20 protein-coding genes are annotated in these 24,119 nt (G+C 42.2%); 10 read left to right on the top strand and 10 right to left on the bottom strand.

Annotated elements, in window-relative coordinates:
- Nucleotides 1-126 precede the first annotated feature (126 nt).
- From BLP33_RS02595 to BLP33_RS02575, 5 genes are all read right to left on the bottom strand, one after another.
- Nucleotides 127-1,041: a TIM barrel protein gene (locus BLP33_RS02595; protein ID WP_090526169.1), complete on the bottom strand. Its 915-nt coding sequence runs from the start codon at nucleotides 1,039-1,041 to the stop codon at nucleotides 127-129.
- Nucleotides 1,042-1,057: 16 nt separating this feature from the next.
- Entirely contained in the window at nucleotides 1,058-2,587 is a 1,530-nt protein-coding gene (locus BLP33_RS02590; protein WP_090524584.1) for a TolB family protein, read from the bottom strand.
- 569 nt (nucleotides 2,588-3,156) lie between these two features.
- Entirely contained in the window at nucleotides 3,157-4,227 is a 1,071-nt protein-coding gene (locus BLP33_RS02585; RefSeq protein WP_090524582.1) for a fatty acid desaturase, read from the bottom strand.
- Nucleotides 4,228-4,483: 256 nt separating this feature from the next.
- Nucleotides 4,484-6,388, bottom strand: a complete 1,905-nt coding sequence (locus tag BLP33_RS02580; protein ID WP_090524580.1) for a tetratricopeptide repeat-containing sensor histidine kinase — start codon at nucleotides 6,386-6,388, stop codon at nucleotides 4,484-4,486.
- A gap of 52 nt (nucleotides 6,389-6,440) precedes the next feature.
- Nucleotides 6,441-7,007, bottom strand: a complete 567-nt coding sequence (locus BLP33_RS02575; protein WP_090524579.1) for an acyl-CoA thioesterase — start codon at nucleotides 7,005-7,007, stop codon at nucleotides 6,441-6,443.
- A gap of 128 nt (nucleotides 7,008-7,135) precedes the next feature.
- Here BLP33_RS02575 and BLP33_RS02570 point away from each other — a divergent pair, with 128 nt between their 5' ends.
- On the top strand, nucleotides 7,136-9,925 hold the full coding sequence (locus BLP33_RS02570) for a TonB-dependent receptor (protein ID WP_090524576.1): 2,790 nt from the start codon (nucleotides 7,136-7,138) through the stop codon (nucleotides 9,923-9,925).
- 69 nt (nucleotides 9,926-9,994) lie between these two features.
- A complete protein-coding gene (locus BLP33_RS02565) occupies nucleotides 9,995-10,714 on the top strand; it encodes a toxin-antitoxin system YwqK family antitoxin (RefSeq protein ID WP_139159913.1) in 720 nt (239 codons plus the stop codon).
- A 137-nt stretch (nucleotides 10,715-10,851) separates the two neighbouring features.
- Here BLP33_RS02565 and BLP33_RS02560 read toward each other — a convergent pair whose 3' ends face one another.
- The 3 genes from BLP33_RS02560 to BLP33_RS02550 form a co-directional block, all read right to left on the bottom strand.
- Complete coding sequence (locus BLP33_RS02560; protein WP_090524571.1) at nucleotides 10,852-11,355, bottom strand: FKBP-type peptidyl-prolyl cis-trans isomerase; 504 nt, start codon at nucleotides 11,353-11,355, stop codon at nucleotides 10,852-10,854.
- A 12-nt stretch (nucleotides 11,356-11,367) separates the two neighbouring features.
- Complete coding sequence (locus BLP33_RS02555) at nucleotides 11,368-13,389, bottom strand: thioredoxin domain-containing protein (protein WP_090524569.1); 2,022 nt, start codon at nucleotides 13,387-13,389, stop codon at nucleotides 11,368-11,370.
- A gap of 85 nt (nucleotides 13,390-13,474) precedes the next feature.
- Nucleotides 13,475-14,422, bottom strand: coding sequence for a DUF6438 domain-containing protein (locus tag BLP33_RS02550; RefSeq protein ID WP_090524568.1), 948 nt, complete (start codon nucleotides 14,420-14,422; stop codon nucleotides 13,475-13,477).
- A 199-nt stretch (nucleotides 14,423-14,621) separates the two neighbouring features.
- Between BLP33_RS02550 and BLP33_RS02545 the strand changes: the two genes are divergently transcribed.
- Together BLP33_RS02545 and BLP33_RS02540 are read left to right on the top strand one after the other, a co-directional pair.
- Nucleotides 14,622-16,586 carry a M1 family metallopeptidase gene (locus tag BLP33_RS02545; RefSeq protein WP_090524566.1) on the top strand — a complete coding sequence of 655 codons (1,965 nt, stop codon included), beginning with the start codon at nucleotides 14,622-14,624 and terminating at the stop codon, nucleotides 16,584-16,586.
- Nucleotides 16,587-16,975: 389 nt separating this feature from the next.
- On the top strand, nucleotides 16,976-17,335 hold the full coding sequence (locus BLP33_RS02540; RefSeq protein ID WP_167516173.1) for a response regulator: 360 nt from the start codon (nucleotides 16,976-16,978) through the stop codon (nucleotides 17,333-17,335).
- Between the two features lie 9 nt (nucleotides 17,336-17,344).
- Here the strand turns inward: BLP33_RS02540 and BLP33_RS02535 are convergent, their stop codons facing one another.
- Nucleotides 17,345-17,851, bottom strand: coding sequence for a hypothetical protein (locus BLP33_RS02535; protein WP_090524562.1), 507 nt, complete (start codon nucleotides 17,849-17,851; stop codon nucleotides 17,345-17,347).
- A 165-nt stretch (nucleotides 17,852-18,016) separates the two neighbouring features.
- On the opposite strand from BLP33_RS02535, the gene BLP33_RS02530 reads away from it, so the two are divergent.
- The 3 genes from BLP33_RS02530 to BLP33_RS02520 all read left to right on the top strand — a co-directional run bounded on the left by BLP33_RS02530 (nucleotide 18,017) and on the right by BLP33_RS02520 (nucleotide 21,370).
- Nucleotides 18,017-20,302 carry an ATP-dependent helicase gene (locus tag BLP33_RS02530; protein WP_090524560.1) on the top strand — a complete coding sequence of 762 codons (2,286 nt, stop codon included), beginning with the start codon at nucleotides 18,017-18,019 and terminating at the stop codon, nucleotides 20,300-20,302.
- Between the two features lie 166 nt (nucleotides 20,303-20,468).
- Nucleotides 20,469-20,837 carry a helix-turn-helix domain-containing protein gene (locus BLP33_RS02525; RefSeq protein ID WP_090524558.1) on the top strand — a complete coding sequence of 123 codons (369 nt, stop codon included), beginning with the start codon at nucleotides 20,469-20,471 and terminating at the stop codon, nucleotides 20,835-20,837.
- Nucleotides 20,838-21,070: 233 nt separating this feature from the next.
- Entirely contained in the window at nucleotides 21,071-21,370 is a 300-nt protein-coding gene (locus BLP33_RS02520) for a hypothetical protein (protein ID WP_090524556.1), read from the top strand.
- Between the two features lie 24 nt (nucleotides 21,371-21,394).
- On the opposite strand, the gene BLP33_RS02515 is transcribed toward BLP33_RS02520, so the two are convergent.
- The gene (locus tag BLP33_RS02515; protein ID WP_090524554.1) at nucleotides 21,395-22,825 is read right to left on the bottom strand and encodes a tetratricopeptide repeat protein; all 1,431 of its coding nucleotides are present in this window, start codon (nucleotides 22,823-22,825) and stop codon (nucleotides 21,395-21,397) included.
- A 567-nt stretch (nucleotides 22,826-23,392) separates the two neighbouring features.
- On the opposite strand from BLP33_RS02515, the gene BLP33_RS27335 reads away from it, so the two are divergent.
- From BLP33_RS27335 to BLP33_RS27325, 3 genes are read left to right on the top strand one after another with little or no spacing between them, the layout of a single operon-like run.
- Complete coding sequence (locus BLP33_RS27335; RefSeq protein WP_175489905.1) at nucleotides 23,393-23,554, top strand: hypothetical protein; 162 nt, start codon at nucleotides 23,393-23,395, stop codon at nucleotides 23,552-23,554.
- 50 nt (nucleotides 23,555-23,604) lie between these two features.
- Nucleotides 23,605-23,748 carry a hypothetical protein gene (locus BLP33_RS27330; RefSeq protein WP_175489904.1) on the top strand — a complete coding sequence of 48 codons (144 nt, stop codon included), beginning with the start codon at nucleotides 23,605-23,607 and terminating at the stop codon, nucleotides 23,746-23,748.
- 35 nt (nucleotides 23,749-23,783) lie between these two features.
- Nucleotides 23,784-23,936, top strand: coding sequence for a hypothetical protein (locus tag BLP33_RS27325; protein WP_167516176.1), 153 nt, complete (start codon nucleotides 23,784-23,786; stop codon nucleotides 23,934-23,936).
- The last annotated feature ends 183 nt before the right edge of the window (nucleotides 23,937-24,119 follow it).

Here is a 24,119-nt window from a genome sequence, read left to right as displayed (position 1 = left end):
CTTACTGAACAGGTAACGAGAAAGGCTTAATATGATTTATAATGTGTTCCCAAACTTAATAATTACAATTCAAAATAAAAGGCTGTAAAAATTAAATCTTCACGGGTGTAAGTTAGTCTTATACTATTAATAGCCCCATTTTTTCATGATTTGTAAATCAATTTTTACACAATCGATTGGGTCTTTGCCCTGGTATGCTTCCTGCTCAATAATGAACAACGAGGTGCCGCCTTTTTTTGCCCCGGCCTTTACAATATCCCTAACTGGCAGGATCCCGGCGCCTAAAATGGTGCTTTCAGTATCATCGCCACCGTGTGGCGGTACTTTAATTTCGTCCTTTACGTGCATGGACTGGAAACGGCCGGGATATTTATTGATAAACTCCAACGCCCTGCCACCTGTAGTGTACATGTTACCGATATCTATTTGCTGGGCCACCAAAGCCGGATCGGTATTTTGGATGATATAATCATAAAGGGTAATATCCCCTACTTTGGTACTGATCTCAAAGTTGTGGTTATGGTAGCCAAACATCATGGATGATTGCTTGCAAAGCTCACCGCATTTGTTAAACTGCTCCATAGTGCGTTTCAGGGCATCGGTATCTGTACGTACCTTTTCATCAAGCCAGGGGCTTATCACAAACTTTTGCCCCATAGTGGCCGCGTCTTCAACAGTATACTTCCAGGCATCGGTAAAATCATTTTTGGCTGCATCCCAGTGCTGAGGTGTCATTACGGTATGGCCGCTTGGCATTTTAAGGTCAAGATCGGCCAGGATCTTTTTAAATTCTTTGGCGGTATAGCCGTAAAATTTTCTGTCGATGTAATTAGCATGCTCCACATGTGCATAACCTGCATCAGCTATCTTTTTAAGCGTTCCCTGCGGATCGGCCTTCATGGCATCGCGTACACTATAAAGCTGCACCCCTACCCGTTTAAGTTTATTATCCGTAGCGGCAAATAAACTATCAGGAAGTAGCGCCGCCCCGGCTACTGCCATTGCGCCGGTTTTTAAAAATGATCTGCGTGATGTATACATGGTTATATGTTTAAGGTTATTTTGCAATAGGAAATACAGGGAACAATAAATCAGAGTTACTTACAAATGCCAGGTGCTTGCTATCCGGCGCCCATGACGGGGTGTTGATAGTACCCTGGCCACCGTACAGGTAGGCTACTACTTTTGACGGACCGCCATTAACCGGCATTACCCGTAAGTATACGTGTTTATAAAAGGGGTGATCGCCGGGAGATACTTCGTTTTTCAGGAAGGTGATATAAACTATCCATTTACCATCCGGCGAAATATGCGGGAACCAGTTGTTATAGTCATCGTTGGTTAATTGCGTTTGTTCACTGCCGTCGGCTTTCATGCGCCAAACCTGCATCAGGCCGCTGCGTACAGAATTAAAGTAGATGTATTTTCCATCGGGCGAATATTCAGGGCCGTCATCAAGTCCGGGTGTGTTGGTAAGGCGCTCTTCGGGACCACCAGCGGCGGGGATGCGGTACACATCAAATTCCTTATTGCGCTCACCACAAAAAACGATGTACTTTTTATCAGGCGACCAGCCATGCATATAACTTGCGCCGTGCCCGGTTTGGGTTACCCGTGTAGCCTCGCCACCGGCCGAAGAAACTGTGTATCCTATTGATGGGCCACCATCGCCGCTGCTGATAGCCAGCATTTTGCCATCGAAGGAAAGCACATGGTCGTTATTATTATTTTTAGCGATGCCGGTATTGAGTACCGTTGGTGTATGCGATTTAAGATCGAATTTATACAATGAACCTTCGCTGTTATAAATAAGTGATTTGCCATCAAGCGTCCAGTTTGGTGCCTGAAGTGATTTTGGTGATTGATAAACCACCGTTGCATTCTGACTTTCGAGGTCAAGCAACTCAATGGCGCTGCCTAAATATTGTTTGTAAGGTATCAATGTGGCAGGCGCAGGTGTAACTATACGTACATTGTTGAACACCGCTTTCTCGGTAACATCCGCATTGTGCGAGCAGATGAAAATGCCTACATAAACGTCGTCGCCCAGGTCAAGACCGGTTACTTCCTCGCTCACAAAGAGATCGCCTTTGCGGGCTACCGACATGGTATAGGTATTACCTTTGCGTTCCAACTGGATCACATCGGCCGCAGTGATGGACGCTTTCTTTTCTTCGGTAATGCCGCTTACCGTTTTACGGTATTGCAACGAGGTTAAGCCATCTCCATGCACAACGGCATTGATATGTTTTGAATTTGAATCAAGCGTTGTGCGAACCATTAGTCCAACCTTGCGATGCGCTTCAACACCTTTGCCTATAAATGCGGCGTTGGTGCGAAGAATGAAATCGCCTTTCATTTTCTTCCACACAAAGTGAAAATCATCATGCGTAGCCCAGATATTCTGGCCCGAACCAATAAGCGTATATTGCTGTAATTTAGTATCATATGCCCCACTACCCTGATGCTTAACCGTACCAACATCGGTTTGGCCTTCAAATATTCCCACGTCCTGAGCACTAACCCGGGCAGAAAACAAGGCAATGCAAGCCATGCATAACACAACATTTAATATTTTACAGCGCATTGGTTTGGTGTTTAGTGTACACTATAATCGGTTCACTAAGGTATATAATCAATTCGCTATTAAGATAGTACTATTTTAACAATTCTCCACATTTTTGATATATAGCCAGATTTTTACAAAGTGTATTTTCAACACGGAGTGGAGGTTAAAACAGGACGCTGTTGTTATTGGTATTGTCACATTGCCGTTGTTGGTGTTGTCACCAACAACCACCAGATAGGTTAACGCATCGGATGACATAGAGCGGAGATCACCAGTTGAATTGCACAGCGCATAGTTGTTGGTGACAACACCAACAACGGCAAAAGTTTTTCAATTCCCTCCCCTGGGAGGGGTGTGATGGAAATGTGTAATGGCAGGGAGGGGTTCATCTGCTATTTCCGGTATAGGCACGTCGACGAAACCCCTCCCTACACCCTCACAGGGGAGGAAATCGCACAATCCCACGCCTTTTCTTCTTTCCACAAGATGACGATGACAATACTAACAGCAGCCAAAGTGGCGGCAAACCAAACAAAAAGGCCACAGCACTTATCTTGCTATGGCCTTTTAATGTATTTAATAACAGCTTATTCCGCCGCTACCAATATTTCAGCAACTGGTATAGCCGCTGGCGCTACTACCGGTACCGGCGTACAATATTCCTTCAAAAAATCAGCTTTTGAATCGCGGTATGAGCTTACAGCTCCCAGCATACTCATCATTTTAATATAACACCAGGCCAAATCAAACTGATATGGTTTAAAGCCAGAGCGGGCGCTTTTAGGATATAAATGGTGGTTATTATGCCACTCACCTGCTACATAACCCGGCCACAACTGATTGATTGACATATCCTCGCGGTTATGGTCGATACCTTCACGGCGCATATCTTTTCCTTTACCATGACCTTCGTAGTTAAATGTACGTACGCCAACTGCCCAAATACCGGCAGAGCCAAATACAGCACAAGCCAATGCCGGTCCGCCTAAAAGGTAGAAAGCCATAAACCAAAAGCCCCAGTTCAGTATAATACCAATGATGGTGCGGGTTGGATTAGCCAGGGTGCCCCATTTTTGATACTGCTTGTAAGTATTTGTATTTACCCCTGTATGTTTCATCAGGTTAACACATTTTTTGTAAGTGGCTTCGTCCATGTTTCGTGCTATTGGCTGGTGGTTAACATCAGCTAAAAAGCAATACATAAAACCGCCTTGTGCATTGTAAGGATCGCCGGGTTGATCAGATAACGCATGGTGCACATGGTGCGATACAGCGTAGATTTCTTCAGGGATAATTTTAAGCGTAAGGTTTTGAGTAAAAAACCGCCAGAATTTATTTTTAAAGGTGTAAGCTCCGTGAGTGCAATACCGGTGGTGCCAGATTGTACCATGGGTACCCATAATAATCATACTGTATACGAAGGCAACAATAAGCCCGGTGATACTGAAATATTTAAAGATGAACAGCCCCAGGAACGGCACTAAAGTCAGCACCAGCGACCAGCTTAAAAACGAAAGCCAGTTTTTTTTATCCCTGAATACATTTAGCCGTTTAAAAAATTCTTTTACAATTTGTGTGTTAGTAGGTTTTGAGAGGTTGCCAAGTCCATCTGTCCAACCATATGCAGGTGGTTCGAGCACAGTGTTTAAAAATGCCATTAAGTGTTTGGGAGATTAGTTAAAATTGTCGGAGAATTTTTATAATTGTCACAATATAGTAAAAAGTACTTACTGCTTATACGTAACAACGGGATAAATAGATTTAAATTACCCAACAAATGATTAAAACTTTTTCAAAATAATTAAATTTCTTTATAAGAAATTATAAAAGTTAATATCAGCTACATATTACTTAATAAGCATTAATCGTATAGCAAACCGCTAATTTTAAATAGGAATAATTTTTGAGGAAAACTTAATCCGTTACCAAAGGAAGACTAAAGCTGAAGGTGCTGCCCCTGTTTAATTCTGAATTTACCCAAAGCCTGCCGCCGTTAAACTCAATAAGCTCCTTGCATAAAAACAAGCCAATGCCGGTGCCTTTCTCGCCGGAAGTGCCTGTGGCTGTGTATTTCGTATTAAGGCTAAATAACTTGCTAAGTTTTTCTGCAGGAATACCGTTGCCGGTATCGTTAACACTAATCACCAACATGCCTTCGTCAACTGTGCTTAATAAACTAATTATGCCGTAATTGCCCGTAAACTTAATAGCATTGCTAACGAGGTTACTTAAAACTACTTTTACATGCCTTTCATCGGCCTGTACACACATCCCGGGTAAAGCCATGTTTTCAAACCTGATATTTTTTTGCTGAAAAAGGTAACCAAAGATCCTGTCGATTTCATTACCAACTAAATAAATGTCGACCGCTGATGGCTCATGATTAATTCCCTTAATCTGGCTGCCTGCCCATTCAAGCAGGTTTGAAAGGGTTAATTCGGCACCCTGTACTACCGGTTCTATTTCCTTCATCAAGTCCTGAACTTCATCATCGCTTAAAACACGGGTGTTGTATAAACGTAATATAGAATTCAGATTAGCGAGCGGTGTGCGCAGATCATGCCCTATTACAGCCAGTAACTTATCTTTAAGATTATTAATATTTGCCAGGTTTGCCGATTGGTCTTCTATCAGTTCTTTTTGAATTAATAAGGCTTTATGCTGCTTGCGCATTCGGTTATTTAAAACCCGCTTTTGTTTATAAAGGTAATAGGTAACCGACAAAGCCAATATTACAACCAGCAATGAAATAAGCAGTGTAATGATTATAACCTTTTGCAAATGAATTTTTTCGCGGTATTGCCCTGCCTTTTCCTCAACCGCGGCAATAGCATTAAGACGGCTGTTGAGCTCAAAATAACTCTGTATGAGCTCCGTACTTTTACGCTTATTGGCAGCACTAAGGCTATCAAGCGCCTGGGTATATTTTTTTTGATAGGCTAACGACTGCACCATATCGCGCTTTTGCTCAAAGCTATAGGCCATGGTTTTATAAGCCGACGAAATGCCATCCATAACACCGATGCTATCGGATAAAGCAGCACCTTTTTTTGCAAGGTTAATGGCTTTGTCGAACTGGTTTAACGAATTATAAATAACAGCACGTTCAATAAATGAGATAGCTCTTAAACGCCTGTTATTAACAATATAACTCATTTGCAGGGCAGTGTCTGAATAAGCTACGGCCTGTTGATATTGTCCCTTTAACCGATTAGCATTAGCCAGCCGGCTATATAATATACATATTGCGGGCTGGTCATTTACCGTACGGCTAAGCTGCATAGCAAGTTTGGCAAGAGTAATGCCTTTATCATATTGTTTAAGCCTGGCGTAAATAAATGAACGTTCGTTATAAACTTCGGCAAGCATTTTAGGATCATGGCCAGCAAAGCGGGCGGCGATGTCTAAATTTTTTATAGCCTTGCTATAGTTTTGCAAATCTGTATAAGCCCTGCCGATAGAACTATAACAGTGGGCCAGTAACAGCGGCTTGTTTTTGGGCAGATAATTTAAAGCCGAATTAAAATAAAACAAACTGATAGGATAGTATGACTGCGACCAGTACACATGCCCTAAATTTAAAAAAGCGGCGCCCGTACCTTCATTATATTTTATTTTTTCCGAAAGCAGCAAGGCATGTTCAGCACTTACCCTTGCCTCGTAGGGAGCACTAACATAGGTTTCCTCAACCAATTTGTTAAGGCTGTCGATGGTTTTAATTAGCGCCGGCGATTTTTCCGGCTCAATTCCGCTTGTTTTTTGCGCATAAACAGTACTATGCATCAATAACAGCAATAATAAACCAAGGGGCCTTGTCATTCGCTAACAGTTTCAGACTGCAATCTAATAATAAACTTAATATGGGCAATAGCTATCCGGCAACAATGCACCGCTCGCCCTGCAGCAGTTCAATACAGTTCTCATAATTATCGGGCATTTGAATTTGTTCAACCTCTTTCATATAACTCTGCTTAATCTCTTTACGGCGGCGGGCTTCAATAAAACGCCTTACCTGCTCCCGGTTTTCCAGAACCAGGCCGGGCACTTTGGCCGGCTTGTTAAAATCATCTTTAGCTACCATAGTAAAATAGCTGGTATTGGTGTGTTTTACCGAATGGTTTTTGATATTTTCAGATATCACCCGGATCCCTACCACCAGCGAAGTATTACCTACATAGTTTACCGATGCCATGAGTGATACCAGTTCCCCTACTTCCACGGGCTGTAAAAAATCCACCGTGTCGATAGATGCTGTTACACAATAATTACCGGCGTGTTTGGCAGCACATACATAGGCTACCTTGTCCATTAGCGAAAGCAAGATCCCTCCATGGATCTTTCCGCCAAAATTAGAATACGAAGGGATCATCAGTTCGGTAATGGTGGCCTGCGAAAATGCCACGCTTTTATAGCCGTCTATATCAGGTAGGGGGTTCATAATATATGGTAATATAGTATAAGGTTAAGCACTAAAATACAATATATGCAACATTAGTATTACATAGGGTTAAATAGTTAAACCTTCGTTAAACTTTAATGGTCAATAACCTAAATTGACCCTAAACTATGAAAAAACACTTACTGCTCGCGTTTATCGGTATTCTTTTTTTATCAACTGCCTATGCCCAGCAAGCCCGCGAAGTGCGTGGTACGGTAGTTGACAGCGTGGGCGCCATACCCGGAATTACGGTAAAACTGATATCCGACAAAGACAGCGTAGTGGTAGCAACCAGCACTGCCGGGGCATTTTATTTCCCCGCCGTTGCCTCCAAAAACTTTAAACTCACCATCAGCGGTATCGGTTACCAGCCCTTTACCCGCCGTTATGTAATGGATAACGATACCAAACCCATTAACCTCGACCCCATCAAAGTAAAGGTACAAACCAATATGCTAAATACGGTAGTTGTTTCGGCAGTGATCCCTATCACGATTAAGGAGGATACCGTAGAATATAAGGCCAGCGCCTATAAGGTACGGGAAGGATCGCCGGTGGAAGACTTACTTAAAAAACTGCCCGGCGTAAGTGTTGATAAAGACGGCAATGTAACCGCGCATGGCAAACAGGTTACCAAGGTGCGGGTTAATGGTAAGGATTATTTTACCGGCGATGTACAAACCGCCACCCAGAACCTGCCTGCCGATATTGTGGAAAACATACAGGTGATTGACGATTACGGCGACCAGGCCAACCTTACCGGCATCAAAACCGGCGACCCGGACAAGATCCTGAACATCACCATACAAAAGGGAAAAAGTAAAGGTAATTTTGGCCAGGGCAGCGTTGGCGTTGGTAATGACGACCGGTATCAGGCCCGTCTTTCGGCCAATTCATTTTATGATGCAAGGCAACTGGCAGTTATAGGCACCTGGAATAACAATAACACCAATAGCTTCAACCTTGGCAGCAGCGGTGGCGGCGGCGGTCGGGCCGGACGAGGAGGTGGCGGAGGCGGCAGCAGCGCGGGCGGGGTGAGTACCGCCAATGGTATTACTACCAACCGCTCCATAGGTACCAATTACCGCGATGACTGGAGCAAAAAAGTTACCGTGTATGGCAGCTATAGTTTTGCCGATAAAGACAGGGATATTAACAGCACAACCTTGCAGCAAAACCTTTATCAATCGGGTAATATCATCAATATGGACAACAGCACTAACCATAACCATGGTATCAACCATCGCTTTGATTTCAATATCGAGTACAAAATTGATACGTCTAACTATATCAAAATAAACCCGGGTTTTTCATATGCCACCGCCGAAAACATGAGTACCGATACCTTCAGCAATACCCGTAACCAAAGTTTAGTTACAGGCAATGAGCTGGCACTCACCAATAACTCATCACAAACAGGCAGCCTTAATGTACTTTATAACCACAAGTTCCACAAAAAAGGACGGAATTTCAGCGTCAATGCCAATGTAAGCTATTCTAAAAACGATCAGGGCCTGAACGATAAATACACCACCCGGCAGGATACCGTGGTAACGCCATTGTTTCAGCAGATCAACTCTGATAATCAATCGCAAAGGGTAAGCGTGCATTTTTCATACATCGAACCTGTTGGCAAAACAACTTACCTGGAAAGCAATTACAGTTATAATTATTCAAATACCGATAATAACCGCTACAACTACCGGGTTGATCCTGTAACAGGCAATCAAACCTACGTTGATTCATTGAGTACATTGTATAACTACCAGTTCATCACCAATCGTATCGGTTTAAACCTTCGCGGGATACAACCTAAATATAATTATACGCTGGGCCTGGCTGTTCAGCCTTCAAAACTTGACGGGGAATCGCACAATTTTCATACCTCCACATCTACCTTTAATATCATCCCTACGGCAAGATTTATCTATAACTTTTCAAAAAACCATTCATTCTCGTTCAACTATAGCGGCTCAAATGCCCAGCCATCATTTAGCCAGCTGCAACTTCAGCCCGATTATTCAAACCCCCAAAACAGGGTTTATGGCAACCCTGATCTGAAACCCGAATTTACCAACAGCTTTAATGTGCGTTATAACCAGTTTGACATTGCCAGCGGCAATTCACTGTTCGCCAGTTTATCATTTGCCGAAACCCAGGATAAAATAGTTACCAATTCGACCCCTGTTACCGATAGCACCCAAAGCACAAAAGGCAACAATACCATACAGGCAACCCGCTATATTAACACCAATGGTTTTTATAATGTAAACGGCAACTATTCCTTTTCAAAACCATTCGCCGAACGCAAGTACACCGTATCCTTAAACGGCGGTGCAAGCTACAACAACAATATTTCATATATTGAGAATCAGCGCAATGAGGGTAAAAACTGGGTGCTTAACCAGGGCGTTAAGCTAAGGGTTGATCTTGACAGCATTATGGATAGCGAGATCAGCGCCAATTACAGCATTAATACTACCCGTTACAGCCTGCCATCTTCATTAAATACCGATGCCCAAACCTGGACATTAGGGCTCGACGGCCGTAATTACTTTTTTTACAGTTGGGTGCTTGGTTACAGTTTAACTCAAACCATCAATCACGGTTTCAGCAGTACCGTAAAAGCGAACCCTACCCTGCTGAGCAGCTACCTGGAATACCAGTTTTTAAACAAACATATAGCCTCGCTTAGGTTCCAGGCTTTTGATATTTTTGACCAGAACAAAGGCATTACCCGTACCGCTGTAGGCAACCAGATCATTGATACACGTACCAACCGGCTGGGCAGGTATTTTATGCTCAGCTTTACGCTCCGGCTTCAAAAATTTAGCGGCAGCCGTCCACAGGGCGGGCGTAACGGCGGCGGCAAGGGCTTTGGTGGCTTTGGCGGCGGTCGGCGCGGAGGCAGGGGATAATTTGTATCCCGCTTTTTTTGGAGATACGTGAGCCGCTGTTATATATTTACAACAATCTATATTCCTGCATTGAGAAAGCTTATTTTAACCTTTATATCGATAATATTTATCGGCAGCACATTTGCGCAAACCAAGGATGCTGCCGCTGCAAAAACTGCCCCGGAAACCGTTGTTGTAAAACGTCGCCTCACCGATTCGGTAGTTGAACGGTTTAACGTGCTTAAAACGAACAGAGGCATAAGGCAGGGGCTATACCAGGCCCTTTATCAAAAAAACTATGCCCTGGCCAGCGGTTACTATGATAATGATAAACGGACCGGCGTTTGGCACTTTTTCGACAACCGCGGACACCTGGTACAAAATTTCGACTACAGGACCAACCAGATCACCTATGAAGCACCTGAAGACAGTACTTCAAACCTGCAGTATTTTGTTGATGTAAAACTTAATGATTCGGCCAAAACAACCAAACCACTTAAAGTAGGCGGCAGATTTTTTGGATACCTCCCCTATCTGAACCTCTTTAAGCTTCCGCCCGATTTAATGAACCTTAATCCAAATGTATCGTTTGGTGCAGTGGAGTTGTTGATTAGTCCGCTGGGGAGGCTTGCATCATTCAAGGTACATGTATACAGCGGTTCGTACAAAAAAACCTTTAATATGAGCATTGACGTACCCGACCCTGCCGATAAAATCTTTGTACCGGCTACTGTAAACGGCGAAGCAGTTGGTTGCCGTGTGCTTATTAAGTGCGCATTCAGAAACGACGGGGGGCTGGAATTCTATTAAGCAGGCAAGCCCCCTCTAAATCTCCGCCGGAAGGGGAAACTTTAATAGCAACAAAATAAAAAAGGTTCATTTTGCATTATCCAAAATGAACCTTTTTATTTAAAGCCCTCTCCCTTTAGGGGAGGGTTGGGTGGGGCTTAGTGAGCGTGATGACCATCCGGGCCGTGCGCGTGGCCGTGCGATAACTCTTCGGCTGTTGCAGGGCGTACGTTAAGGATATTACCTTTAAAGTGCAGTTCCTGACCGGCCATCGGGTGGTTAAGATCAACAATAACGGCATCTTCGGCAATTGAAACTACCATAGCCTGGAAACGGTGGCCCTGGTTATCCTGTAAAGGCAAAATGCTGCCAATTTCAGGCAGTTCAGTACCCTGGAACATTTCTTTAGGCAGGTTAGCTACTGCTTCTTCATCATATACGCCATAGGCATCTTCGGGAGATAAGCGAAACTCGTAGGTATCACCTGTTGAAAGTGTGCTCAGGTTATCCTCAAATTTAGGCAGCATCTGTCCTGCACCAAATAAAAAGGTAAGCGGCTGTTCCTGGGTGGTACTTTCTACCAAAGTTTCGGTACCGGTGTTTTCACGGTCTACGTACAAATCGTAGGTTAATGATACTACGTGTTGTGGTGCAATCTTCATTGTAAATTGTTTTTAGTTGTAAAATCTGGCTTCTACCTCATTAAGGGCATCTGCCGGGTTATTAGCAGGTAATCCGCAGGTTTTATCTTTACAAATGAAAATTTGCGTTGATGCACCAAACTTATCCTGCAGCAAAGGTAAACTTCCTGTATTACCGCCCAACATAATTTTATTGGGGATGTAATTATTTTCCATTTCCTTTCTGAAAGTTTCCGCTCCGGCTCCTGTTATTGCAATTTCGTTTATTCCAAACACCTCATCCAGCAAAAGCGTCACCCAATTTGAATAGGCCGAACCATATTTTGCCAGCTGCGGCATTACATTGCGTAATAACTGTGCCGAAACCTCAATGTAACTTTCGTTATCAAAAAGCAAGCCTAACTTTTTAAGCACCCGTGCCATAACCGAATTAGAGGCCGGGATCACCCCATCCATAATTTCAGATTTGCGGGCAATCAGTTGCTCATCGTCGTCGGCAGTAAAGAAGAAAATGCCCTTTGCTTTATCATAATAATGAGCTATGGCTGTATCGGCAAGGCTTCTGGCCTGCTGCAGCCAATGCTCATTGAAGGTAACTTCATACAAAGCGATGAGCCCGTCGATGATATTGGCATAATCATCTAAAAATGCTACAGGTTTATCCGGTGACGATGTGGCGCTGTAAACCCGTGATAACCTGCCATTTTGGCCAAGCAGGTTATTTAAAATAAACCCGGCATTGTTCAGCGCAAGCTCAAGGTACTCTGGCTTATTAAACGTGCGGTAAGCATCGGTCAGTCCTTTTAACATAAGGCCATTCCACGATGCCAGGATCTTGTTATCCAATCCCGGCCGTACGCGTACACTGCGTGCTTCAAAAACTTTTTGACGGGATGCAGCTATTTTGGCAAGCAATTCATGAACAGGCAGCCCTAATTTTGCGGCCAGATCTTCATCGCTGTCCTTCCGGAACAATACGTTCGATTCCTCCTCTTCCCAGTTGCCATCCTCCGTAATATTGTAGTAGATACTGAACAAACCGGCATCATCGCCTAAAATCTCTTCAATCTCATTTTTGGTAAAAATATAGAACTTGCCTTCCTTTCCTTCACTATCCGCGTCAAGCGCCGAATAAAACCCATACTCAGGTGACATCAGCTCGCGGGTGCTGAAAGTGATGATCTCGTCAACTACCTGTTTGTACAATTCATCCGGGTGCCAGGTGTAAGCTTCGGCATACAGGCTAATAAGCTGGGCGTTATCATACAGCATTTTTTCAAAATGCGGTACATGCCAGTGCCCATCAACCGAATAGCGGGCAAATCCACCGCCAACATGGTCGTAAATTCCCCCGAAAGCCATTTTATGCAAAGTAAGTTTCACTTGCGCCGCTACTTCATCATCTTTCATTAAATAGCCATAGCGCATTAAAGCCTGCCAGTTATTTGGCATCGGGAATTTGGGCGCGTTGCCGGTGCCACCCTCCTGCTTATCAAAATATCGTTTCCAGTTGCTTACGATGGCTTGCAGATCGTCCCGCGTATGTTCTGCCTGTGCCACTACAAATTCTATCGACTCATATTTTTGAATGCCCTCGGTAAGGCGAACGGCATAGTCTTCGGCTTCTTCGGGCTTTTGTTTGTAGAAATCGGCCAGATTAAAGAGCAGCGAAGTCCAATCATTTTTACGGAAATAGGTACCACCGTAAATAGGCCTTTGATCGGGCAGGCAGATACAGTTTAACGGCCATCCGCCCCTGCCGCTCATGAGTTGTACGGCGCTCATATAAATCTGGTCAACATCGGGGCGTTCTTCCCTATCAACCTTAATACAAACAAAATATTCGTTCATTACGGCGGCTACAGCTTCATCTTCAAAGCTTTCGTGCTCCATAACATGGCACCAATGGCAGGCCGAGTAGCCGATGCTTACCAGGATAAGCTTATTTTCGGCTTTGGCTTTATCAAGGGCTTCTTTGCCCCAGGGGTACCAGTTTACCGGGTTATTGGCATGTTGTAATAAATAGGGCGATGTGGAATTGGCCAGGCGATTCATATAGCTGTGTGTTTGCTGCAAAAATGCAGATATAATTGCACCTGTAAGTTAAATGGAATTTATTTAGAAAAGTTTTAGGACAATACTACTTTCGGGCTAACTTCCACGTCAACGAATTCTTTAAATCAAGTAATGTAAGATACAGACGGGTTAATCCAAATGAGCCGATCATGCCATAGTCTTTTATTCTCTTTTTGGTTCCATCGGCAAATTCTACTATTAAATTGGCCTCTGCGTCGTCAGTCCACAAAACGCTGTAGCTTGTTTTCATTTTTTTGATATTAATATAATTTATCAGCGCTTTTATATTGTTCAATTTATTTAGCGGCACATCACTAACGTAGGTATTGTGGCTGCTATCAATTGCCAGATTCATTTCCAACGTATCGCGAAACATTCTTCTCAAGCCCGGACTATAAAATATTTTTCCCTGATTGGTAACCCTAATTGAATCAGTAACTTTTATAGAGATCGATTTGATGTTATAATCAAGTGGCTTGCGGTTATATTCAACAAAACCACCAAATAAATAAATTAGCGTATCAGTTTGCTCTGTTTCGTTCAATTCAAGCTGTTGGTTAATCATCCTAAACCTTTTAGAATAATAAGCGATCATTTGTATACCGTCTACCGTTATAGGCTTAACTAATTGGCAATAACTACCCCGGTTATTAGACAATTCAAGACATTTAAGTCCACCTTTCCCTCTATCAATTACAGCAAATATGAATAACAACCTGTTGTTGTCTTTTACGGTAACTATCAAATCGGTGAGTTTATCATGATTGAAGTCAACTTTTTCCCAGGACTTTACCTTCCAATTTATAGCAACATCATTACAGTCCAGTCTTTTGAGCAACATATCTGAAGGCACTACTTCTGTTGTGTCACTACTGCCAAAAGCCTTAATATTTATGAGCAAATCAAAAACATCTTTGTCTGTTTTCAACTTGTCAATCGTATTGGCTTTTACAACTGCAGTTTCGATAACGAAGAACAATAGAAATGAGAAACACTTAAAAAGGTGGGGCATAATGTTAGGTATAGATAAAGATACTTTTATTAAATTAAAGACAAGTCAATAATTATAATTTCCTTATTGAAGCAACAACCCCAAAACACTCCGCCCCCAATAAGTCAAAATCACTTATCTCCAACCCTTTCAGTCCTAAAAATTATCAAACTCACAAATTATTTCCCTTTATTTGCCCCCTTGTTATCAAAAATTTAAGATGAACTGTTTAAAACTGAATTATTTATTATGCGCCGTGGCGCTGATGCCGTTAACGCGACCGGCATCGGCCCAAACTACCGACACCACAAAATACAATCACCAGGACCTTTTTGGCCCAATTACCTGGCCCGTTACCAGTGGCGGGACACGCTCGGCTGCAGGCAAGCCCTCACCAAATTACTGGCAAAACCGCGCTGATTACCAAATCAAAGCTGCCCTTAATGAAGGCAAGGATACTACCATAACCGGCGAAGTAACCATTACCTACACCAATAACAGCCCTGATAAGTTGGATTATCTGTGGCTGCAACTGGATCAAAACCTGTTTAAACCAGATTCGCGCGGAGCGGCGGTAACGCCATACACCGGCGACAGGTTTGACGTTCGTGGATTTAGTCGCGGTGGTTATCATATCGCTTCTGTTGAGATTACCTATAAAGGCGAAACCTACAAGGTTGATCCTATTATAACCGATGCCCGCATGCAGCTGCGCCTCAATACACCGATGGATGGTAAAGGCGAAAAAATAGAGATCAAGGTTAATTACGATTTCGCGATACCGTTTTATGGTGCCGACCGTATGGGCCGTAAAAAGTTTAAACAGGGCTATGTTTACGAAATTGCCCAATGGTACCCGCGCATGTGCGTTTATGACGATGTGGAGGGCTGGAACACCCTGCCCTACATGGGACTGGGCGAGTTTTATTGCGAGTACGGCGATTTTGACTATTATATCACTGCTCCCGCCAACAAAATAGTAGTTGGCTCGGGCGATTTGCAAAACCCTGAAGATGTACTTACTCCAGCACAACAAAAAAGGCTGGCAGAAGCCCGCAACAGCGATAAAACGGTAACCGTCATCAGTGCAGGTGAAGTTGGCAAAGGCTCGACCCGGCCGTTTAAAGGTACGCTTACCTGGCATTTTAAAATGCAGAATACCCGCGATATTGCCTGGGGCGCTTCTGACGCTTTTATCTGGGACGCGGCAAGGGTTAATTTCCCATCGGGCCGCAAGGGTATTGCCATGTCGGCCTACCCGGTTGAAAGTTCGGGCAATGACGGCTGGGGCCGCTCAACCGAATACCTGAAAAACAGCATGGAGATCTATTCAAACTTATACTTTGAATATCCCTGGAATTCGGCAGTTAACGTATCGGGCGTGGCATTAGGCATGGAATATCCGGGCGCTATCTTTTGCCTCAGCAACCTGAAAAAAGGACAGCTTTGGGGTGATGTTACCCATGAGATAGGCCATAACTGGTTCCCGATGATTGTAGGCTCAAACGAGCGCAAATACATGTGGCAAGACGAAGGTTTTAACACCTTTATTAATGAGTACGCTACCGAACAATTTAATAAAGGCGAATATGTTGAGAAAAGTGGTTCGGCGCAAAATGTACTAGCCGGCTACCGCAACAGCAAAGACCCGCTCATGACCGCTCCTGAAGCCATTGGTCTCAATGATTACGGTCAGTATTATACCAAAACCGCGTTAGGTTTGGATATATTGCGCAACGTAGTGCTTGGCCCCGAGCGCTTTGACTATGCTTTCCGCGAGTATGTTAAAAACTGGGCGTTTAAGCACCCGCTTCCTTACGATCTTTTCAGGGCTATGAATGATGCCAGCGGCGAGGACCTGAACTGGTTCTGGAAATCATGGTTCTTCACCACCTGGAAGCTTGACCAGGCCATTAGTTCGGTAAGCTATATCAAAGGTAACCCGGCCGAAGGTGCGCTGATCACGCTTACCAATAATGAAAAAATGGCTATGCCTGTTGATCTTAAAATTGTTCAGGTTAACGGCAAAACCGAAACTATTCACCTGCCGGTAAACATCTGGCAGCGCGATGGTGTTTGGAAATTTAAATACCCCTCAACATCGGCTATCAAAAGCATGGAAATAGATCCTGATCGTCAACTCCCTGACGTTGACCTGAAAAACAACGTTTACAGGGGAGAGTAGTTTTGATTTCGGAATTTGGATTTTCGATTTCGGATTTGTGAGGAGATTAGAGATTAGAGATTAGAGATTAGAGATTAGAGATTAGAGATTAGAGATTAGAGGGAACTTCAAAAAGCGATGGGTGTTTGGGCTCATCGCTTTTTTTTGACGATTCTGTTTACTTAACTGTGAGTTGTTTTAATATCGCGGCCAGTATAAAGTTATACAGCCTTACAAAACAATAAAATACCCTTAAAAAAAAATTATATCTAACTATTAATAAGCAATATACCTACTAATACAATCCCATATCAATTTCAATTAAACACTGGAAATATTTTTAATTATAAAACATTTTGTTTATTTTTAATATTAAAGGCTAATAGCAAATTACAATTAGCATGTTAACTATGGCAAGAAATATACTCATAATTGAAGATGACGCTGAAATTTTACGGGTACTTGAAACAGTGCTCACCTTTCATGATTTTGAGGTTACCGGTCTTGACCGTACTGATGATATTATTGGTGCTGTAAAAGCGTACAACCCCGATCTGGTATTAACCGATTATATGCTGCCCGGCCTCAACGGCGGCCGCATTTGCCAGCTTATTAAAGGCAACGAAGATACCCGACACATCCCGGTGATCCTGATCTCGGCCTACCATGAACAAGCTATTGCCCTGGTTAATTTTGGATATGATGCCTTTGTACCCAAGCCTTTTGATATAAATAAGCTGGTAAAAACCATTAACAGGTTTTTGAATTGATGGAAGGAATTAGATAAGATCTATCCCATTAGAGATTATTTTAAAGCCATTTTGTTTCCATTCCTTCATTATCATCCCGAGGTTATGCGATTTTTTTACCGAGCTTATGACAAACTTTTGCTTGATGATTCCCCCATTCATCTTGGTTATCATAATTTTGTTACGGGAGCCATCACTTCTTGACCTTTTACTCCAACCAGCGTAGTTATAACAGTTTATTTCAATCATCTTCAAATCGTTAAGCATAAAAATATCCTCTCTCAAGCTCACACGGTCTTCCTGAAGAAGCAACTCCCCGTCTTTAATATAAGTTGGCATGTTTTTCCACATAGAATGAACTAAAAAACCCGCCAAGCCGACAAATAAACAAATGCTGACTACGATATCTTCAAACAGATTGAAGTTATCACCATCAAATAAAATTAAAATCAGTGCAGCTATCATTAAAACAGCAGGCCCCTGCATTAGCTTATAAATAAACGGGCGATGGGTGTAAGTATCAAAGATTTCAGTCATTTTAAGATATATCGGCGCAATTTTAAATAATAAAATGTTGATAGCTATTATAAATCATTTTTGCTGTCGCGATTATAAAATCAAAAATCCGAAATCCACAAAACCACTTTCCCCTTTCGCCCCAAAACCTTAATTTCGCTGGCTCATAGCAAAGAGGAAAAGATTTTGGATTACTTACAGGGATTAAACCCCGAACAAAGGGCAGCGGTTGAACAAACTGAGGGGCCGGTAATGATTATTGCCGGTGCAGGATCGGGCAAAACACGGGTTATTACCTATCGCGTGGCGCATTTGATACGCAAGGGTGTTGATTCATTTAACATACTGGTACTTACCTTTACCAATAAGGCCGCCCGTGAAATGCGCGAGCGTATTACCCACGTTGTTGGTACCGAAGCTAAAAATATTTGGATGGGTACCTTCCACTCGGTGTTTGCGAAAATATTACGAGTTGAGGCCGAAAAAATCGGTTATCCAAGCAACTTTACCATCTACGATACCGACGATAGCAAGAGCGTTTTAAGGGCCATTTTAAAAGAGATGAACCTTGATGATAAGCTGTACAATGTAAACTTTGTACTTAACCGCATCTCGGCATCAAAAAATAACCTGATCTCGTGGCAGGAATATAACAAGAACGAGCAGATCCAGGCCGACGACTTTTCGAGCGGCCGCGGGCAAATGGGTAAGATCTATGAGATGTATGCCACCCGCTGCTACCGCGCCGGTGCCATGGATTTTGACGATTTGCTGTATAAAACCAACGAGCTCCTGAAACTGCACCCCGACGTGCTCAACAAATACCAGCACAAGTTTAAATACCTTATGGTTGATGAGTATCAGGATACCAACTTTTCGCAGTACCTGATTGTTAAAAAGCTTGCCGCTGTTAACGAAAACCTGTGCGTAGTAGGTGATGATGCCCAAAGTATCTATGCTTTCCGCGGTGCCAACATTCAAAACATCTTAAACTTTGAGAAGGATTACCCGGACCTGAAGGTGTTTAAGCTGGAGCAAAATTATCGCTCAACTCAAAACATTGTGAATGTAGCCAACAGCATCATCCGCAATAATAAAGACCAGCTTAAAAAGAATGTATTCTCCGAAAAAGAATCGGGCGATAAGATCAAGGTGATGCGGGCTTTCAGCGATAACGAGGAAGGCAAAATAGTAGCCGAAGCTATTATGCAAGACCGCAGCTCAAACGGGCTTAAATGGTCGGCATTTGCTATCCTTTACCGCACCAATGCGCAGTCGCGTTCTATGGAGGAGGCTTTGCGCAAGCTGGGCATCCCCTATAAAATATATGGTGGGCTTTCGTTTTATCAGCGTAAGGAAATTAAGGACCTGATAGCTTATTTCAGGCTCACCTTTAACCCTAATGATGAAGAAGCTTTAAAACGCGTTATCAATTATCCTAAACGCGGTATTGGCGATACCTCGGTTGATAAGATCATTGTAGCTGCCGATCAGCATGGTATAACGCCCTGGGAAGTTATTGTTGAGCCGGGCAAATACCTCGAGGGTAAAATATCGGGGGCAGTGTCCACTTTTGCTACCATGATCCAAAGCTTCCAGGTGCTTACCAAAACCAAGTCTGCCTATGAGTCGGCTTTGTATATCGCGCAGCATTCGGGCTTATTGAAGGACCTTTATGAAGATAAATCGGTAGAGGGGCTTAACCGTTACGAAAATATCCAGGAGCTTTTAAACGGGATCAAAGAGTTTTCAGAGCGGGAAGATATTGAAGAAAAAGGCCTCGATATTTTCATGCAGGATGTGGCCCTGTTAACCAACGATGATAATGACAAAAACAAAGATGCCGATACGGTATCGCTCATGACCATCCACTCGTCAAAAGGGCTTGAGTTTCCGCAGGTTTATGTTGTAGGACTGGAAGAAAACCTTTTTCCTTCGCAGATGTCGCTTAACTCACGCAGCGATCTTGAAGAAGAGCGACGCCTGTTTTATGTAGCCGTTACGCGTGCCGAAAGTAAGCTCCATATCAGTTACGCCACCTCGCGTTTTAAGTTTGGAACACTGATTAATTGCGAGCCAAGCCGCTTTTTGGACGAAATTGACGCAAAATATCTCGAGCTCGACTACACTGCCAAACCCGCTTCGGGCAATAATCCATTTTTTGATGATGAGCGTAAAGCATGGAGCAGAGATAAGCAGCCCGACACATTTTCGCGACCAAAACCGGCAGCTGCAGCACCGGTAAAAACCACTTCGATACTGGCCAAGGCGCATGTACCTTCGGCCAATTTCAAACCTTCTGATACATCCGGTTTACAAGTGGGCATGGAGGTTGAACACGAACGTTTTGGCTTTGGCAAAGTACTCGCTCTTGAGGGTAATAAGCCCGATATAAAAGCCACAATCTTCTTTAAGGAGATTGGTCAAAAGCAGTTGCTATTAAAATTTGCGAAACTTTACATAGTTCAGTAAACATAAACCAAGAGTTAAAATCCCTACTTTGAGGAAATGATTCCCCAAGCCTCGCCACAGTCCATCATTAAATCGCCTTAATAACACTAATTTAAAGGTAATTTAATGATGGCATACCATTTGGATTGCATAAGTATCCCCTTTCCTTAATTAATATTTAATTGATATGAGCGATACTATTAAAAAACAAACAAACAAATCCGTTGGTAAAAACATCCGGGCATTACGCCATCAGCATGGATGGAGCCAGGAAGATGTGGCTAACCGTTTGGGCATCTCTATTCCTGCGTTTTCAAAAATTGAAACAGGAGTAACCGATATAAACCTCTCGCGTCTTGAACAAATTGCCAATATTTTTGATGTAAACGTGGTAAACATACTGGCCCTTGATACTGACGAAACTGATATGAAGCCGTCGAGTTTAAGCCTTGCACAGAAAAAATTGATAGACCGCGAATCAGAAATAGCCAGTTTACAACGTAAGGTAATATTACTTTATGAAGAGCTGCGCAATAAGGCCAGTGTGGCTATCTAAGTGTAGCTATCTAAAGGTGTGCAGTAAACATTACAATTTACCGATAGTGTACATTGTTTGCTTCGCATCAGTGGCCTGTTCCACCCACTACATTAAATAGTAGTTAACAATATTTAACAAAAGGAAATTCAGACAAAAAGCTTCCCGGTGTATTAGCTAATTTATCCATAATGAGCGTTTTATAGCGATTTTGGAGTAATAATTGTGGCGTGCAGATTACTAAAGCAAATTGTATGTCAAATTATCTTATTTCCATATCAAAAAACGAAACCTCGAGCGACGGTATCATCCATGATCCTAAAAGTAAGCTAAAAGTTAAGGCGTTTGATTTGCTGCGGGCACGTTTTAAACCGAGTAAAGGCGAAGTAAGGTTTTTTGTAACTGCCGGCGATGAAACAACACTGGCTTTTGAAACACAGGGCTATAATAAACACAGGCAGCTGCTGGTTTTACAAATGATATCGTGGTATTGTATTTACTTGGGGCTTATAGAAGCACAGATCCACTCCAGCCTGCCTGTACACTTTAGTTAAACCTGAAGGAGGACCGGGCGCCGGTTAAACTCTTGGCGGGTTATGTAGCATGTCGCTCATTTCGATGATCTTTTCATCAATTTCAGATACACATTTGTCCATCATATCCAAACATTCGGCCTGGTCAACCAGGCCTTCTTTTTCAAGGTTGATCAAACCGCGTAACGTAGCTATAGGCCCCCTGATTTGATGTGACAGGTATGAAGAATGCTCAGAAAGCTTTTTATTTTTTAACTGCAGATCCTTGGTACGTTCATCAATGATCTCTTCAAGATGATGATTGATCCTATCAAGGTTATCTTTTTGCCGGGATACCTCACCGTTTAGCAATGTAAGCTGTGCATTGGTTTTGGCTTTACGTTTTACATTGCTGATCAGCAAACCAATTACCACAAGCATCAAACCGGCAACTACCGTTACCGCCCAAAATTTCGACCGGTCGTAAGCCTGCCGTTCTGCAATCCTTTCGTTTTCTTTCAGTTGCTCTTCCTGCCTGCGTTTGGCCTCAACCAGGTTCATTTGCGCCGATACGTTGGTTTTATAGGTAACACTATCCTGGGTATATATTTCCCTTAGTAAATTTACCGCACGGGCAAAATTCTTTTTGTTGTACTCCAGTTCGTATGTGGTGTATTTGTAATCGTAGTCAAGCTTAGGGTCCTTTACTAATTGTGTATAAGCGGTCCCCTCCCGTACCATCTTTTCCGCATTTTTAAAATCGCCTTTGGTCATGTAAAGCGCTGCCAGCGTAAGGTCAACACTGGCTACTGACTCGTTCAGGTCACGTGCTTTTGCACCGGTATTAGCCTCCAGCAGTAAACCCAGGGCCTTATCGTAATCTTTAAGTTTAAAATAAATAACACCACGATTTTGCAAACACTGGATCAGGTTTACCGAATCGCTCAGTTTCTGAAATATAGGAAAGCTTTTATCATAAAACTTAAGCGCCATATACAGGTTATTTTTACGCGTGTAAACGTTGCCTATATTTAAATACAATGAGCCCACCAACTTGGTATCATTTATTTTTTGTGCTATCTCCAGCGATCGGTTAAGATAGGTAAGGGAGCGTTCGTAGTCGTGGTCACGAAACAGGATGCCGATATTATTATAAACCTTGGCTTCGCCCCTCAGGTTATTGTTGCGGGTAAAATATGAAAGGGAGTTCAGATAATTTTCAATAGCCTTTTCAGGCTGATCAAGGTAGTATTTACCAATACCTATAACACGGTAAGCTTCTGCAATACCATTAATATAATTGAGTTTGGTAGATAGCTTCAGCGCCCTGGTGGCATCTTCAACGGTTTGCTCCGGATTTGTCAGCCTGTTTGAATAAGCGCTGGTATTCAGGCTTATTACCTCATTAGTGTCTTTTGCAGCAACATCAATTATATCATTCGCGTATACCGACAGCGATAATAAAAAGAATAATATAAATGTGCCGATTTTTTTCATTGAAACACTTCTACGTTCTGTTGGGGTGAAAGTTATAAAATAATGCTGAATTATATTTAATGTTAAGAATAAAAAACATTGTGGAAAATTATTTTCATATGTTTTTTACTCCTATTAAAAACATATTTATATTTGCATTGTTAAATATCTGAAAAACAATATATTAAATAAAAAAACACCCTATACAATATCACTTCAAATAAATTGCAGGCAATTACAATAATATTGCAACATATATCCTGAGATTTACAATATAATTACAGTTTGTATATCAAATAAATGAAATAATGTGAAAATCGTGCAATAAATTGTATACCATACCGGTAATTAATCCAGATGATATTACATTTAAAATTAGTAATTTAACGCCATAATTAACAGTATAAAAATACGAAACAGAGAATCTTTTTTAAAATTTTAGAAAAACAGAGTTTTTAAAAAACAGAGAGTAAAATCAAACTTTTAAAATATTTGTGATAAGCTTTAAATAAGCTTAACGGATTTTAATAAATATTATATATCGTATTAATTTAAAAAATAGAATATTAAATACAATAATTAATCAATATGAAAAAAGCAGTGTTTTTTGTACTCCTTACCATAGGCGCCGGAGTGCTCTCATCGTCATCAGTTTTGTCATCATCGGCAAAAAAAGACGTACAGCCAACAGCTGTCAATTTCAACAAAACGCCGGCAGGTTTTAAACGCGACCTGGGAAGCGCCGACTGAAATCCAATTAAATCATACAGGAAGTTCCACATCGATAATATAACACGATCATGAAAAAGATAATCACCATCGCTTTAGCAATTCTGTTCACCGGGGTCATTTCATCCTGCAAAAAGGAAAGACCAAAAGCTGAGTTTGCTAACCTTCACTTATTCGCAACCGGTTACAAAAGAGACCTGGGAAGTGCTGACTGATTTATCTATTCAAGATCAATAAAATATAAAACAACATGAAAAAATTCATCCTCATAGCAACAGTAGCCCTTAGTGCAGGTGCATTATCATCAGCTACAAACAAAAATGAAAACAAAACCAAAATGGTGATTGCACCAGTGAACTCGCTGACAACCGGTTTTAAAAGAGACTTAGGCAGCGCCGACTAAAAAAAGACATTAACGAACAAGAGATTTAATAAACAAAAAATATTTACGTACCCCCACATTAAAAACATCATGAAAAATTTAACACTAATAGCAACTTTAGCATTAAGCACCATATTATCGGCCACCACATTAGCAAATGCCGCTAACGGCCCTCAACCAAAACGTGACTTAGGTTCTGCTGAT

The sequence above is a fragment of the Mucilaginibacter sp. NFR10 genome (assembly GCF_900100445.1).
GTDB classification, from domain to species: domain Bacteria; phylum Bacteroidota; class Bacteroidia; order Sphingobacteriales; family Sphingobacteriaceae; genus Mucilaginibacter; species Mucilaginibacter rubeus.
The sequence above is the reverse complement of the archived record's forward strand: the minus strand, read 5'-3'. Positions and strand labels throughout refer to the sequence as shown.

Bases quoted from the DNA above. Each gene is read 5' to 3' on its own strand.
- BLP33_RS02595 (WP_090526169.1), bottom strand. From the start codon at position 1,041: ATGTATACATCACGCAGATCATTTTTAAAAACCGGCGCAATGGCAGTA.
- BLP33_RS02590 (WP_090524584.1), bottom strand. From the start codon at position 2,587: ATGCGCTGTAAAATATTAAATGTTGTGTTATGCATGGCTTGCATTGCC.
- BLP33_RS02585 (WP_090524582.1), bottom strand. From the start codon at position 4,227: ATGGCATTTTTAAACACTGTGCTCGAACCACCTGCATATGGTTGGACA.
- BLP33_RS02580 (WP_090524580.1), bottom strand. From the start codon at position 6,388: ATGACAAGGCCCCTTGGTTTATTATTGCTGTTATTGATGCATAGTACT.
- BLP33_RS02575 (WP_090524579.1), bottom strand. From the start codon at position 7,007: ATGAACCCCCTACCTGATATAGACGGCTATAAAAGCGTGGCATTTTCG.
- BLP33_RS02570 (WP_090524576.1), top strand. From the start codon at position 7,136: ATGAAAAAACACTTACTGCTCGCGTTTATCGGTATTCTTTTTTTATCA.
- BLP33_RS02560 (WP_090524571.1), bottom strand. From the start codon at position 11,355: ATGAAGATTGCACCACAACACGTAGTATCATTAACCTACGATTTGTAC.
- BLP33_RS02555 (WP_090524569.1), bottom strand. From the start codon at position 13,389: ATGAATCGCCTGGCCAATTCCACATCGCCCTATTTATTACAACATGCC.
- BLP33_RS02550 (WP_090524568.1), bottom strand. From the start codon at position 14,422: ATGCCCCACCTTTTTAAGTGTTTCTCATTTCTATTGTTCTTCGTTATC.
- BLP33_RS02545 (WP_090524566.1), top strand. From the start codon at position 14,622: ATGAACTGTTTAAAACTGAATTATTTATTATGCGCCGTGGCGCTGATG.
- BLP33_RS02540 (WP_167516173.1), top strand. From the start codon at position 16,976: ATGGCAAGAAATATACTCATAATTGAAGATGACGCTGAAATTTTACGG.
- BLP33_RS02535 (WP_090524562.1), bottom strand. From the start codon at position 17,851: ATGACTGAAATCTTTGATACTTACACCCATCGCCCGTTTATTTATAAG.
- BLP33_RS02525 (WP_090524558.1), top strand. From the start codon at position 20,469: ATGAGCGATACTATTAAAAAACAAACAAACAAATCCGTTGGTAAAAAC.
- BLP33_RS02520 (WP_090524556.1), top strand. From the start codon at position 21,071: ATGTCAAATTATCTTATTTCCATATCAAAAAACGAAACCTCGAGCGAC.
- BLP33_RS02515 (WP_090524554.1), bottom strand. From the start codon at position 22,825: ATGAAAAAAATCGGCACATTTATATTATTCTTTTTATTATCGCTGTCG.
- BLP33_RS27335 (WP_175489905.1), top strand. From the start codon at position 23,393: ATGAAAAAAGCAGTGTTTTTTGTACTCCTTACCATAGGCGCCGGAGTG.
- BLP33_RS27330 (WP_175489904.1), top strand. From the start codon at position 23,605: ATGAAAAAGATAATCACCATCGCTTTAGCAATTCTGTTCACCGGGGTC.
- BLP33_RS27325 (WP_167516176.1), top strand. From the start codon at position 23,784: ATGAAAAAATTCATCCTCATAGCAACAGTAGCCCTTAGTGCAGGTGCA.